Below are 13,695 nucleotides of genomic sequence, written 5' to 3'. Positions count from 1 at the left end.
CTTTCAGGCAAAATGCCCGGCCGCCATAAAGAGACGGCGCGTTATCGTTTTAAAGCTTTGGCTTTGGGGTTGTAAAACTCGGCGGTACAGCACGCACGGCGTTTCTGTATAGCGTTACTTTGTCAACAACAGCGGTGCAATATGCAAGTTTTGATTATGCGTCACGGAGAGGCGGCGCTCGAGGCAGCCAGCGATGCGGTAAGGCCCCTTACCCTGTGCGGCCGCGACGAGTCCCGTCAGATGGCGGCCTGGTTGAACACCAAGTCTGTGGATATTGAACGCGTGCTGGTCAGCCCCTATCTGCGGGCCGAACAGACGCTGGCGACGGTGCGTGAAGCCTTGACGCTGCCGGAGGGCGAAGAAGTGCTGCCCGAACTGACGCCGGGCGGGAACGCCGAACAAGTCGGCAGCTATCTTCAGGCGCTGGCGATGCAAGGGGTGAGCTCGGTGCTGATCGTGTCGCACCTGCCGCTGGTGGGGTATCTGGTGGCGGAACTGTGTCCGGGCGAGTGCCCGCCGATGTTCGCGACCTCGGCGATCGCCAACGTCGATCTGCCGGCGGACGGCAGCTACGGCAAATTTGAATGGCAGGTCAGCCCGTCGCAGGTGATGGCCAAAGTGTGAGCCGCGGATGCGGTGCGGAATAAACTCAGGGCGATGTCTGACATCGCCCTGAGTCGTTTCTGCGGGAGGCTATTCTGCCAGCTCCACCAACAGCAGGACGGCGGCGTTGCCGCCCCATTCCTTCGGCGCCTGATGGAACGCCAGCACGTCGGGATGCTGCGCCAGCCACAGCGGCGTTTGCTGTTTGAGAATGTGTTTGCCGTGCCCGTGCATCACGCAGGCGCAGTGTACATGCTCGCGTTTGCAGGCGGCGATCAGCGCCCCCAATTCCTGCTTGGCCTGCAGCTGAGTCAGGCCGTGCAAATCAAGAAACAGCTCCGGCGAATAATCGCCGCGTCGCAGCTTCTTCAGCTCATACGGGCTGCTGCCGGGGCGCACGTAGCGCGTCGGGCCTTCCTCTTCCAACTGCGGCTGATATTCATCTGAAAAATAATAGCTGGCATCGACCTGCTCCTGCAGCAGCCGCTGCGGCGCGACCTGTTTGACCTTGAGCTTCGGCGGGCGGTGGACGATGGTGTCCTGGCGCAGCTTTTTTGCGCCCGCCACCGACTCTCTGAAGAGCTGTTGTTCGTCTTTGCTCAGAGGGAGCTTGTTCTTCATGCTTCATTCACCGGAAATCGTTTATTTCGCTAGTTTACCTTGTGAATGAGCGCTGTCGACGCAAAACTCGGGCCAGAGTGAAAAGCGCGAGGGGCGCGCGTGATTTGTCGCGGGCTTCATGGCAAACTATGCGGCTAAATCATGAAACACAGCGCCTGCCGGAGGGCAAATTGGACAAAATTTTCGTCGACGAAGCAGTGAACGAACTGCACACCATTCAAGATATGCTGCGCTGGACGGTAAGCCGTTTCAACGCCGCCAATATCTATTATGGTCACGGAACCGACAATCCGTGGGACGAAGCGGTGCAATTGGTGCTGCCAAGCCTGTTTCTGCCGTTGGACATTCCGGAGGACATGCATACCGCTCGTCTGACTTCCAGCGAGCGCCATCGCATCGTTGAGCGCGTGATCCGCCGCGTCAACGAGCGTATCCCGGTCGCCTACCTGACCAACAAGGCCTGGTTCTGCGGCATGGAATTCTACGTCGACGAACGCGTGCTGGTGCCGCGCTCGCCGATCGGCGAGTTGATCAACGATCGTTTCAGCGCGCTGATCCCGCACCCGCCGCGCCATATTCTCGACATGTGCACCGGCAGCGGCTGCATCGCCATCGCCTGTGGCTACGCTTTCCCGGAAGCGGAAGTGGACGCGGTGGACATCTCCAGCGAAGTGCTGGCGGTGACCGAGCGCAATATTCAGGCGCACGGCGTCGAGCACCAGGTGATCCCGATCCGTTCCGATCTGTTCCGCGACGTTCCCGCGATCCAGTACGATCTGATCGTCACCAACCCGCCGTACGTCGATGCGGAAGATATGTCGGATCTGCCGCAGGAGTTCCGCTTTGAGCCGGAACTGGGGCTGGCGGCGGGCAGCGACGGCCTGAAGCTGGTGCGCCGCATCCTGGCGTGCGCGCCGGACTACCTGACCGACGACGGCGTGCTGATTTGTGAAGTGGGCAACAGCATGGTACATCTGATGGAACAATATCCGGACATCCCGTTCACCTGGCTGGAATTCGAAAACGGCGGCGACGGCGTGTTCATGCTGACCAAACAGCAGCTGGTGGATTGCAAGGATCACTTCAGCCTCTATCGCAGCTAAGCCGCATTTCCAAGGCCCGCATGGCGGGCCTCATAACGATAAAAGACTAACGGTAAGGAGCCGTGATGGCAGGAAACAGTATTGGGCAGATTTTCCGCGTCACCACCTTCGGTGAATCTCACGGGGTGGCGCTGGGTTGTATCGTCGACGGCGTGCCGCCCGGCATCCCGCTCACCGAAGCCGATTTGCAACACGATCTGGACCGCCGTCGTCCGGGCACCTCGCGTTACACCACCCAGCGTCGCGAACCGGATCAGGTGCGCATTCTCTCCGGCGTATTCGAAGGCGTGACCACCGGCACCAGCATTGGTCTGATCATTGAAAACACCGATCAGCGCTCGCAAGACTACAGCGCCATCAAAGACGTGTTCCGTCCCGGGCATGCCGACTACACCTACGAACAGAAATACGGTCTGCGCGACTATCGCGGCGGCGGCCGCTCTTCGGCGCGTGAAACCGCCATGCGCGTCGCGGCGGGCGCTATCGCCAAGAAATACCTGCAGCAGAAGTTCGGCGTGCAGGTGCGCGGCTATCTGGCGCAGATCGGCGACGTGACCTGCGAGCTGAAAGACTGGGATCAGGTCGAACAGAACCCGTTCTTCTGCCCGGATCCGGACAAGCTGGAAGCGCTGGACGAACTGATGCGCGCGCTGAAAAAAGAGGGTGACTCCATCGGCGCTAAGGTCAGCGTGATTGCGGAAAACGTGCCGGTTGGCCTGGGCGAGCCGGTGTTTGACCGCCTCGATGCCGATCTGGCGCACGCGCTGATGAGCATCAACGCGGTGAAAGGCGTGGAGATCGGCGACGGATTCGCCGTGGTGACCAAACGCGGCAGCGAAAACCGCGATGAAATCACCCCGGAAGGCTTCCAAAGCAACCATGCCGGCGGCATTCTCGGCGGCATCAGCAGCGGCCAACCGGTGATCGCGCATCTGGCGCTGAAGCCGACCTCCAGCATCATGGTGCCGGGCCGCACCATCAATCGCCACGGGGAAGCGGTGGAAATGGTGACCCGCGGTCGCCACGATCCGTGCGTGGGCATCCGCGCCGTACCGATCGCCGAAGCGATGATGGCGATCGTGTTGATGGATCACCTGCTGCGCCAGCGTGCGCAAAACGGTGATGTGGTTTCCGACGTGCCTCGCTGGTAATCGCCATGAAAAACTGGATGTTGGGCCTGGTGGCCCTGACGGCCTCCGCTTCCGCCATGGCGCTGACGCCGTGGCAGAAAATCGACCATCCGGTGGCCGGCGCGCCGCAGGCGGTGGGCGGTTTCGCCAACGGCTGCATCATCGGCGCGCAGCCGTTGCCGCTGAATTCACCGGACTATCAGGTGATGCGTACCGACCAGCGCCGCTATTTCGGCCATCCGGATCTGCTGGCGTTCATACAGCGCCTCAGCAGCAAAGCGAACCAGAAAGCGCTGGGCACGGTGCTGATCGGCGACATGGCGATGCCGGCCGGCGGGCGCTTCAGCAGCGGCCACGCCAGCCACCAGTCTGGGCTCGACGTCGACATCTGGCTGCAGCTGCCGCGCCAACGCTGGAGCGCGCAGCAATTGCTCAAACCGCAGCCGATCGACCTGGTGTCGGGCGACGGCAAACAGGTGGTGGCGAGCCAATGGCAACCGCAGATTGAGTCGCTGATCAAACTGGCGGCGCAGGATGCGGACGTGACGCGCATCTTCGTCAACCCGGCGATCAAGCAGCGTCTGTGCCTGGACGCCGGCGCCGATCGCGCCTGGCTGCACAAGGTGCGGCCGTGGTTCGGCCACCGTGCGCACATGCACGTGCGTCTGCGTTGTCCGGCCGGCAGCCTGGAGTGCCAGGAGCAGGATACGCCGCCGCCGGGCGATGGCTGCGGCGCCGAACTGGCGAGTTGGTTCGTACCGCATCAGCCGAACGCGAAGCCGGGCAAACCCGTGCCGCCGCCGTTACCGCCTACCTGTCAGGCATTGCTGGATCACCATTTCTCAGCGGAATAACACATGGACTGGTTCGTCATTGGCCCCGAAATGCTCGGGGTGTTGTTTGCGGTAGCGCTGCTGGCGGGGTTTATCGACTCCATCGCCGGCGGCGGCGGATTACTGACGGTGCCGGCCTTGCTGGCAGTGGGGGTTCCTCCGGCGCAGGCGCTGGCGACCAATAAGCTGCAGTCGGTCGGCGGCTCCTTCTCCGCCAGTCTGTACTTCATTCGTCGGCGAGCGGTGAACCTCAACGACCAGAAGCTGACGATTTTTCTGACGCTGATCGGCTCGATCGCCGGTGCGATTCTGGTGCAGCACATGCGCGCCGATTTGCTGCGGCAGATGTTGCCGCTGCTGGTGATCGGCATCGGTCTCTATTTCTTGTTGATGCCGCGACTGGGTGAGGAAGATCGTCAACGCCGCCTCGGCGCCTTGCCGTTCGGGCTGGTAGCCGGCGGTTGCGTCGGGTTTTACGACGGTTTCTTCGGCCCCGGCGCCGGCTCATTCTACGCGCTGGCCTACGTGACGCTGTGCGGTTTCAACCTCGCCAAGTCTACGGCGCACGCCAAAGTGCTGAACTTTACCTCCAACGTCGGCGGGCTGGCGTTGTTCATCATCGGCGGCAAGGTAGTGTGGAGCATCGGTTTGGTGATGCTGGTGGGGCAGGTGCTGGGGGCGCGTTTGGGCGCGCACATGGTGCTGACCCGTGGCCAGAAATTGATTCGGCCGATGATCGTGATCGTCTCGCTGGTGATGAGCCTCAAGCTGCTTTACGACAATCACGGCGCAGAGATTCAGCAGTGGCTGTCCGCCTTCGTGCACGGCTGACGATGAAAATGGGCGCCGTTTATGCGCCCGTATCCCCCCGCCGGTTATCGGGTATAATGGCCTCTTTATTTTTGTGGTTATAGAGTTTTTTATGTCAGACACGCAGACCCGCCATCATTATGAGCAGTTGATCGAGATCTTCAATCGCTGCTTCAGCGATGACTACAACACCCGCCTGGTGAAGGGCGACGACGAACCGATCTACCTGCCGGCCGACGACGAATTGCCGTATCACCGCATCGTGTTCGCCCACGGTTTCTACGCCAGCGGCCTGCACGAAATTTCGCACTGGTGCATCGCCGGTGAAGCGCGCCGTCAATTGGTGGACTTCGGCTATTGGTATTGCCCGGATGGGCGGGACGCGCAGACCCAGAGCGAATTTGAAGCGGTAGAGATCAAACCGCAGGCGCTGGAATGGATGTTCTGCGTGGCGGCCGGTTTCCCGTTCAACGTCAGCTGCGACAACCTGAACGGCGACTGCGAGCCGGATCGCATCGCGTTCCAACGCAAGGTGCGCGCCCGGGTATTGGCGCTGCTGGAGCAGGGAATACCCACAAGGCCTGCGCGCTTTATTCAGGCGTTGCAATCGTTCTACAATACGCCACCGTTGGCGGCCGAGCACTTTCCGTATCCGGAAGATCTCAACTGACGCCACAGCCCGTTATTTAATGAGGAAATTTGATGATCGCAGAATTTGAAGCGCGCATTTTGGCGCTGATTGATGACATGGTAGAGCACGCCAGCGATGATGAACTGTTTGCCGGTGGCTACCTGCGCGGTCATCTGACGCTGGCGGTGGCCGAGGCGGAAGAGCAGGGCGAACACACCGCCGAAGCGCTGAAAGCGCGGGTGGAGGAGAGCCTGCACAAAGCGATCGCCGCCGGGGAACTCTCGCCGCCGGATCAGATCCTGGTGCGCGGCATGTGGGAAAACCTCTATCAGGCTGCAACCCCTGCCGCCTGATCGTCATGCCGGGGCGCGTCGCCGCGCCCCTCAAGGTTGATTAAACCGCACGCCCTTTCAGCAATTTCCGCACCCACATCCGATTCGGATTCAACGCCGCCAGCAGGCGCGCATCGCCCGGCAACGGTTCGCCGAACAGTTGCGCCGCCAAAATTTCCGCCGCCAACGGCGCCGAGCACAAGCCGCGCGAGCCTAACCCGCCGATAGCGAACAGACCGGGATAGACCGGCGCATCGGCGACGGTTTCGCCGCGCTGATTCTGCCGCTGCAAGTCCTGATACTGCGCCAGCGTGGCCTGATAGTCCGGCAGCGCGCCGACCATCGGCAGATGATCGCGGGTGGCGCTGCGCACGCCGCAGCGCGCCTGATGAGCGCTGACGTCCACCTGCTGCGGCCAGGCCTGCTCCGGCAGACAGCGCAGCAGGCGCTCGCGGTTCTCCTGTTGCTCCTGCTCGCGGTAGTCGGTGGCGATGTCGCCGCGCTGGTAGCTGGCGCCAATGCAGTGGTGGCCGTTGTTGGCATTAACCGGCGTCAGGTAGCCGTCGTAACACAATACCTGTTTCAATTGACCGAGGGCCGGCGAGGTCGGAATATGCGACACCTGCCCGCGTACCGAATACAGCGGCAGGGCCTCCGTCGGCGCCAGTTCGGCCAACCGATGGCCGTTGGCCAGGATCACCGTCGCATGGCGCCGGCTGTCGCCGTTGGCGAAATCGATGCGCCAGCCGTTTTCTTCCTGCGTCAGCCTCTGTGCATCGTGCCGGTAGTGGCAGACCAAGCCCTGACGCTGCGCCAGCGCGATAGCGCCGCGCGTCAGCTCGGCCGGGCAGAGCCAGCCGCCTAGCGGGTAGGTGATGCCGCCAAAGCCGGTATCGACGCCGCACCGTTCGCTGAGCGTCTCGCGGTCGGCCGCCATCGCCAAGGCCTGCGGCCAGTCGGTTTTCAGCATGTTGGCGATCTTGGCGCCGCTCTTTTCGTCATAGGCCAACTGGCTGACGCCGCACCACTGGTGATCAAAGGCGACGCCTTGTTGCAACAGGGCATCGTACTGGCGGCGGGCGAAGGGAAACGCGGCGCTGAAAAAGCTCTCCAGCGCGTCGCCGCTGCCGTTCAGCAAAGGATAAATCGCGCCCTGGCGGTTGCCGGATGCGCCCTCGGCCGCCTGCTCATCGGCGCAGTACAGCGTGACGGTGGCGCCGCGGCGCAGCAAGGCCAGCGCGGTGAGCGCGCTGGCGACGCCGCCGCCGATTAGGGCGATGTCGGCGGTGTTGTCCGCCGCCGGGCGTCGATACCAGGGCGCCGGATGTGCGGCGGGCTGCGCATCGGCCGGGAGCTCGCCGGCGAGCATCTCACGCTTTTGGCCGAAGCCTTTGCAGCGGTTGACCTGAAAACCGGCCTGTTGCAAGCCGCGGCGCACGAAGCCGGCGGCGGTAAAGGTGGCGAAGCTGCCTCCCGGCCGGGCGAAGCGCGCCATGGCGGCGAACAGTTGATCGGTCCACATGTCGGGGTTTTTTGCCGGCGCGAAACCGTCGAGGAACCAGGCATCCACCTGGTTATTCATGCTGGCGTCAAACTGCGGCAGCAGATCGTTGACGTCGCCGAACCACAGATCGAGCGTAATGCGTCCTTCGGCTAACAGCAGGCGATGGCAACCCGGCAACGGCAGCGGCCACTGGGCGCGCAGCTCGTCGGCATAAGGCGCCAACTCCGACCAGCGTGCATGCGCCGCCGCCAGGTCAGCCTGCTGGAGGGGGAATTTTTCGAAGCTGATAAAGTGCAGGCGCTGCAGCGTCGCGTCCGGCTCAGCCTGACGGAAGCCGGCGAAGGCCTGCCACAGCGTGAGAAAATTGAGCCCGGTGCCGAACCCGGTTTCCGCCACGACAAACAGCGAGCGCGGATGGGCGGCGAAACGTTGCGGCAGCCGATTGCCGTGCAGGAAGACGTAGCGGGTTTCTTCCAGCCCATCCTGATTGGAAAAATAGACGTCATCAAACTGTTTCGAAACAGGTGTACCCTGTTCGTTCCAGGTTAGCGTTGCGGTTTGGATGGGGGCGTGGTTCACGGTCAATGGCTCGAAATTCAAGGGATGCCGCGAATTCTAACGGCGCTGGCGCCCCGGCGCAAACTGGACAACAATAAAGCTGAAAAACGCTGATCGGACTTGTTCGGCTTACATCTGTACGCTAAAGTGCGATGCAAAATCCCGTAGGTAAATAGTGGAAGAGGTATTGAATGAAACGTGCAGTGATTACTGGCCTGGGAGTTGTCTCCAGCATTGGTAATAACCAGCAGGAGGTCCTGGCAAGCCTGCAGGAAGGACGTTCTGGGATCACTTTCTCCCAGGAGCTGAAAGATTCCGGCATGCGTAGTCACGTATGGGGGCAAGTTAAGCTCGACACTACCGGCCTGATCGACCGCAAGGCGGTGCGTTTCATGAGCGACGCTTCCATTTATGCCTTCCTGGCGATGCAAGAAGCGATCGCGTCTTCCGGCCTGAAGGAAGAAGAGTATCAAAACAACCCGCGCGTGGGCCTGATCGCCGGTTCCGGCGGCGGTTCTCCGCGCTTCCAGGTGTTCGGCGCCGATGCGATGCGCAGCCCGCGCGGCCTGAAAGCGGTTGGCCCGTACGTGGTGACCAAGGCCATGGCTTCCGGCGTTTCCGCCTGCCTGGCAACGCCGTTCAAAATCCACGGCGTGAACTACTCCATCAGCTCCGCTTGCGCGACCTCCGCGCACTGCATCGGCAACGCGGTTGAGCAAATCCAGCTGGGCAAACAGGACATCGTGTTCGCCGGCGGCGGCGAAGAGCTGTGCTGGGAAATGGCCTGCGAGTTCGACGCGATGGGCGCGCTGTCCACCAAATACAACGACACGCCGGAAAAAGCGTCCCGCACCTATGACGCCGATCGTGACGGTTTCGTCATCGCCGGCGGCGGCGGCATGGTGGTGGTTGAAGAGCTGGAGCACGCGCTGGCGCGCGGCGCGCACATCTATGCGGAAATCGTCGGCTACGGCGCGACTTCCGACGGCGCCGACATGGTTGCCCCTTCGGGTGAAGGCGCAGTGCGCTGCATGAAGATGGCGATGCAGGATCTGGATGCGCCGATCGATTACATCAACGTGCATGGCACCTCTACGCCGGTAGGCGACGTGAAAGAGCTGGGCGCCATTCGTGAAGTGTTCGGCGACAATACCCCGGCCATCTCCTCCACCAAGGCGATGACCGGCCACTCGCTGGGCGCTGCGGGCGTGCAGGAAGCGATCTACAGCCTGCTGATGCTGGAGCACGGCTTTATCGCGCCGAGCATCAACATCGAAACCCTGGATGAACAGGCGGCCGGCATGAACATCGTGACTCAGCCGACCCAGCGCGAGCTGACCACCGTGATGTCCAACAGCTTCGGCTTCGGCGGCACCAACGCCACGCTGGTGATGCGCAAACTGGCGAAATAATCCCGCCGCGCGTCATTCCGCCAACAAGCCCGCGTTTTCGCGGGCTTTTTACTGCCCGAAGCCCACCGGCCGGGCGCTCGGAGTTTTCCCAAATCACATCCCCTGACACATCATTACCTCGCCATTACACGCGTTGGGCATACAATAGCCAGGTAGCGTGATTATCGCTCGGCGTAGCTTTCTAAAGTGATCGAACATTGAGGCAAGAAGTATGAAAAAGTTAATTGCGGTTGGGTTACTGTCGGCCGTGTTGGCCGGATGCGCCACCGATTCTCCCTGCGTGCCGGTCTACGATGACCAGGGGCGTCTGGTGCACACCAACACCTGTATGAAGGGCACCACTCAGGATAACTGGGAAACCGCGGGCGCGATCGCCGGCGGTGCGGCGGCGGTTGCCGGTCTGACCCTCGGTATCATCGCGCTGACCAAGTGATCGGCGCGGAACAGGAATAAGCCCGGCCATTGCGCGCCGGGCTTTTTTATCTCACTGCACTAAAAATGCTTTGAACTGCGGCGTCATCACGGCGCTGAAACCGTCGTCGGTTTTGCTGATCAGGTAGACCGCCAGCCCTTTCTCTTCTGCGAGCTGCAACGCTTTCTCCGGGCCCAGCACCATCAAGCCGGTATCCCAGCCGTCGGCCTCGAGTGCGGTCGGGGCGATCACCGTGGCGGAAACCAGTCGGTGGTTTATCGGCCTGCCGGTGGTCGGATCGATGACATGGGAGTAACGCTGGCCGTTTTGTTCGAAGTAGTTGCGGTAGCTGCCGGCGGTGCTGATGCCGTAACCGTGCAGATCCACCAGCGCCTGCACCGCATTTTCACGGTCGGTCGGCTTTTGGATCGCCACCCGCCAGGGTTTGCCCTGGCCGTTGACGCCGCGTGAAGAGACCGCGCCGCCTACCGACACCAGGTAGTTGGTAATGCCGTGACGGTTCATCAGGCGCACCAGCTCATCGGCACCATAGCCTTCGCCCAGCGTCGAGAGATCGACATACATGCCCGGCAGATCTTTTTGCAGCCACTCCCCGCGATTGTCGCTGATCAGCTTCAGGTGCTGCAGGCCGATGTTCAGCTTCGCCGCGTCGATCTGCGCCTGTTCCGGCACCTTGACCGGATGCTTGTCTGGGCCGAACCCCCACAGGTTCACCAGTGGGCCGACGGTGATGTCCATGGCGCCGCCGGTATCGCGGCCGATGCGTTGGGCCATCAATACGATGTCCGCCATGCCGCGCGGGATAGGCTGCGGCTCGAGGCTGGCGCTGCGGTTAAACCGCGACAGCACCGAATCGGCGCGGTAGGTAGAGATATCGTCGTTGGCCCGTTCGAGCACCGTGTCGATCTGCCGCTGCAGCTCTTGTTTGCCGATCGCGACGTCACCGCTGACCTTAACGCTGTAGAAGGTGCCCATGGTCTTGCCATCGATATCGATTTGCGGGCGAGAGGCGGAATCGTCGCAGGCGACGAGCAGGGCGCATAAGGCGCTGAGCAACGCCCCTTTGGCGAGCAGGGAAGCCATAACATGTCCTTTGAAACCGTGAAAGCCGCTACAAATAAAGTAAAGCGCGGCAAATGAAAAGCGGATAAAGGTAAAATAGCATTTTGCTGGCGCTGAAGCCGCGTCTGAGCTAACGTCTGCCCATTCTTTTCGGTGAGGTTCACACTGCCGCTATGAGTTCAACCGCCATTTCTCGGCTTATCCACCCCTTTGTCAAAGATCGCTTCTTGCATGCATTGCTGCTGGCCGGCGTGGCGATGTTCGCTTTTCATCCGCAGCCGCTGTCGGCGCTGGGTGGTTTCATCGACGGCCGTACCCTCATCACCCTGTTGGGGCTGATGCTGCTGACCAAAGGGGTGGAGGTCAGCGGCTACTTCGATTTTGTCGGCCGCAAGATTATCAACCGCTTGCACAACGAACGGCGGCTGGCGCTGTTCCTGGTGTTTTCCGCCGCGCTGCTGTCGTCGTTTCTTACTAACGATGTGGCGCTGTTTATCGTCATTCCGCTCACCATCACGCTAAAAAAGCTGTCGGCGCTGCCGGTTGGCCGCTTGATCATCTTCCAGGCGCTGGCGGTGAACGCCGGTTCGTTGCTGACGCCGATCGGCAACCCGCAAAATATCCTGCTGTGGAGCCGCTCCGGCCTCTCTTTCCTCGGTTTCATCGGCCAGATGGCGCCGTTTGGCGTCGCAATGATGTTGAGCCTGCTGGCGCTGACCTGGTTCAGCTTCCCGGCGCGCGACATCGTGAAAACGCCGAATACCGAGGGGTATCCCTACCAGCGGCCGCTGTTGCTGAGCTGTGTAGGGCTGTATGCGGTTTTCCTGCTGTGTCTCGATTTCGATCTGCCGTTGTACGGGCTGCTGGCGGTGTTCGCCGGTTTCTTGCTGCTGGCGCGCCGAGTGCTGTTGCAGATCGACTGGAGTCTGATTTTCGTGTTCGCCGCCATGTTCATCGATGTCGGCCTGTTTACCCGTTTGCCGCCGCTTCAGCCGGCGTTCGCCGCCATCGCCGGGCTGAGCGAGGGGAGCGTGTATGCGTTGGGCGTCGGGCTGTCGCAGATCGTCAGCAACGTGCCGGCCACCATACTGTTGCTCAACTATGTGCCCTCCAGCGCTCAGCTGGCCTATGCGGTCAACGCCGGCGGCTTCGGGTTGGCGATCGGATCGCTCGCCAACCTGATTGCGCTGCGCATGGCGGGGGAGCGCAAGATCTGGTTGCGCTTCCACTATTATTCGCTGCCGCTGTTGGTATGGGCCGCGTTGCTCGGCTGGGTGATGAGCTAAGCCGGTTGGCCGCTTTGTCGCGCGGCCAGCAGGCAAATGCTGCGGGTCACCTGATAGGATTTCACGAAGGCGCTGACGGGTAAAAACTCGAAGCGCGAGTGGAAGTTATGCGCGCCGGTGAAGTAATTGGGCGTCAGGATGCCACGGCTGGAGAGCGCCGCGCCGTCGGTGCCGCCGCGCATTGGGATCACCTTCGGCGGGATGCCGTGGGCGGCGAGGGCGCCGAAGATCAGATCGATGGCGCGCCGGTCCTCGCCGATGGCGTTGCTGATGTTGCTGTAGATGTCGCTGACGCTGCAGCTGACGTTGGCCCGCGGATAGTTGGCCGCCACCTGGCGCACCGTCTCCTCAAGGCGGGCCTTGCGCGCCTCGAACGCCGCGCGATCGAAGTCGCGAATCGACACCTTCAGCGTCGCCTGATTGGCGTTGGCGGCCAGATCGGTGAACCAGAAATAGCCCTCGCGCCCTTCGGTGTGCTCCGGGGTATCCTGCACGTCGAATCGGTTAATGATGTCGTTGGCGATGCGTATCGGGTTGATTAATACGTTTTTCGCCGACATCGGGTGGGCGGTCACCCCCTCGATGCGGATCTCCGCCGCCGCCGCGTTGAAATTCTCGTACACCACTTCACCCAGTTCGCAGCAGTCGATGGTGTAGGCGAAATCGACGGGGAAACGCTGCAGATCCAGCGCCTTGGCGCCGCGCAGGCCGATTTCTTCGTCCGGCACGAACGCCACCACGATATCGCCGTGGCGATCGGCCGCGGTCAGGTTGGCCAGCAGCGTCATCACCACGGTGACCGCCGCCTTATTGTCGGCGCCCAGCACGCTGGTGCCGTCGCTGAACAGGATCTCTTCGTTCCGGTAGGGCAGGATCTCCGGATGCTCGGCGGTACGCAGCCAGATGTCTTGCTCGGCATTCAGGCATAAATCCTCGCCGGTGAAGCGCAGGCGCTGCGGGCGAATCTCGGGCGACAGGCCGACGTCCACGGTGTCGATATGCGTGATGAAGCCGATGCGCGGCGCGCCGGGTTGGGTGCCGGGCTTGCGGGCGGTCACGGTGGCGTGCTCGTCGATTTGAACGTCGGCCAGGCCGAGCCGGCGCAGCTCGTCCGCCAACAGTTGCGCCATCTCATGCTGTCCCGGCGTGCTGGGCAGGGCGGTTGCGGCGGCGTTGCTCTGGCTGGTGACGGCCAGGTAGCGGAAGAAACGTTCGGTAAGCTGTTCGGCAATCGGGCTGGTCATCGGAACTCCTCGCGGTTGGCAATCTACCGGTTTTAAAACGAAATCAGCCGATTGTCCAACGGCGCAATGCGTAAACCGCCAGAATGCGAAGCATCGCGCAGAAACGAAAAATAGCGGTGCAACTAGGAAATAG

The 13,695-nt window shown here is 61.8% G+C and carries 14 protein-coding genes; 10 read left to right on the top strand and 4 right to left on the bottom strand.

Annotation, left to right across the window (positions count from 1 at the left end; all coding sequences use genetic code 11):
- The first annotated feature begins 141 nt into the window (after positions 1-141).
- A complete protein-coding gene (sixA, locus tag ACSBQV_RS12980) occupies positions 142-624 on the top strand; it encodes a phosphohistidine phosphatase SixA (protein ID WP_004936230.1) in 483 nt (160 codons plus the stop codon).
- 69 nt (positions 625-693) lie between these two features.
- Here the strand turns inward: sixA and smrB are convergent, their stop codons facing one another.
- Positions 694-1,224 (bottom strand): endonuclease SmrB, encoded by a 531-nt coding sequence (smrB, locus tag ACSBQV_RS12975; RefSeq protein ID WP_099782550.1) that lies wholly within the window; start codon positions 1,222-1,224, stop codon positions 694-696.
- A 170-nt stretch (positions 1,225-1,394) separates the two neighbouring features.
- Here smrB and prmB point away from each other — a divergent pair, with 170 nt between their 5' ends.
- The 6 genes from prmB to ACSBQV_RS12945 all read left to right on the top strand — a co-directional run bounded on the left by prmB (position 1,395) and on the right by ACSBQV_RS12945 (position 6,084).
- Positions 1,395-2,327 (top strand): 50S ribosomal protein L3 N(5)-glutamine methyltransferase, encoded by a 933-nt coding sequence (prmB, locus tag ACSBQV_RS12970; protein ID WP_025160157.1) that lies wholly within the window; start codon positions 1,395-1,397, stop codon positions 2,325-2,327.
- 65 nt (positions 2,328-2,392) lie between these two features.
- Positions 2,393-3,478, top strand: a complete 1,086-nt coding sequence (gene aroC, locus ACSBQV_RS12965) for a chorismate synthase (protein WP_033643909.1) — start codon at positions 2,393-2,395, stop codon at positions 3,476-3,478.
- Between the two features lie 5 nt (positions 3,479-3,483).
- Entirely contained in the window at positions 3,484-4,311 is an 828-nt protein-coding gene (mepA, locus tag ACSBQV_RS12960) for a penicillin-insensitive murein endopeptidase (RefSeq protein WP_025303719.1), read from the top strand.
- A 3-nt stretch (positions 4,312-4,314) separates the two neighbouring features.
- Positions 4,315-5,121, top strand: a complete 807-nt coding sequence (locus ACSBQV_RS12955) for a sulfite exporter TauE/SafE family protein (RefSeq protein WP_047025284.1) — start codon at positions 4,315-4,317, stop codon at positions 5,119-5,121.
- Positions 5,122-5,212: 91 nt separating this feature from the next.
- Positions 5,213-5,770: an elongation factor P hydroxylase gene (locus ACSBQV_RS12950; protein ID WP_033651970.1), complete on the top strand. Its 558-nt coding sequence runs from the start codon at positions 5,213-5,215 to the stop codon at positions 5,768-5,770.
- A gap of 32 nt (positions 5,771-5,802) precedes the next feature.
- The gene (locus tag ACSBQV_RS12945; RefSeq protein ID WP_016926855.1) at positions 5,803-6,084 is read left to right on the top strand and encodes a YfcL family protein; all 282 of its coding nucleotides are present in this window, start codon (positions 5,803-5,805) and stop codon (positions 6,082-6,084) included.
- A gap of 40 nt (positions 6,085-6,124) precedes the next feature.
- Here ACSBQV_RS12945 and mnmC read toward each other — a convergent pair whose 3' ends face one another.
- Positions 6,125-8,146 carry a bifunctional tRNA (5-methylaminomethyl-2-thiouridine)(34)-methyltransferase MnmD/FAD-dependent 5-carboxymethylaminomethyl-2-thiouridine(34) oxidoreductase MnmC gene (mnmC, locus tag ACSBQV_RS12940; protein WP_099782602.1) on the bottom strand — a complete coding sequence of 674 codons (2,022 nt, stop codon included), beginning with the start codon at positions 8,144-8,146 and terminating at the stop codon, positions 6,125-6,127.
- A 170-nt stretch (positions 8,147-8,316) separates the two neighbouring features.
- On the opposite strand from mnmC, the gene fabB reads away from it, so the two are divergent.
- Entirely contained in the window at positions 8,317-9,537 is a 1,221-nt protein-coding gene (fabB, locus tag ACSBQV_RS12935; RefSeq protein WP_016926857.1) for a beta-ketoacyl-ACP synthase I, read from the top strand.
- 211 nt (positions 9,538-9,748) lie between these two features.
- Positions 9,749-9,970 carry a hypothetical protein gene (locus ACSBQV_RS12930; RefSeq protein ID WP_004936201.1) on the top strand — a complete coding sequence of 74 codons (222 nt, stop codon included), beginning with the start codon at positions 9,749-9,751 and terminating at the stop codon, positions 9,968-9,970.
- A gap of 51 nt (positions 9,971-10,021) precedes the next feature.
- Here the strand turns inward: ACSBQV_RS12930 and apbE are convergent, their stop codons facing one another.
- Positions 10,022-11,053, bottom strand: coding sequence for an FAD:protein FMN transferase ApbE (gene apbE / locus ACSBQV_RS12925; protein WP_099782554.1), 1,032 nt, complete (start codon positions 11,051-11,053; stop codon positions 10,022-10,024).
- A 152-nt stretch (positions 11,054-11,205) separates the two neighbouring features.
- On the opposite strand from apbE, the gene ACSBQV_RS12920 reads away from it, so the two are divergent.
- On the top strand, positions 11,206-12,318 hold the full coding sequence (locus tag ACSBQV_RS12920; RefSeq protein ID WP_099782556.1) for an SLC13 family permease: 1,113 nt from the start codon (positions 11,206-11,208) through the stop codon (positions 12,316-12,318).
- Here ACSBQV_RS12920 and pepT read toward each other — a convergent pair.
- Positions 12,315-13,562, bottom strand: a complete 1,248-nt coding sequence (gene pepT / locus ACSBQV_RS12915; protein WP_099782558.1) for a peptidase T — start codon at positions 13,560-13,562, stop codon at positions 12,315-12,317. The two genes, ACSBQV_RS12920 and pepT, sit on opposite strands and share 4 nt — an antisense overlap.
- Between the last annotated feature and the right edge of the window lie 133 nt (positions 13,563-13,695).

It is taken from the genome of Serratia sp. B501, assembly GCF_051172315.1.
Classification (GTDB): Bacteria; Pseudomonadota; Gammaproteobacteria; order Enterobacterales; family Enterobacteriaceae; genus Serratia; species Serratia ureilytica.
Note: the sequence above shows the minus strand (reverse complement) of the source record. Positions and strands in the feature narration are given on the sequence as shown.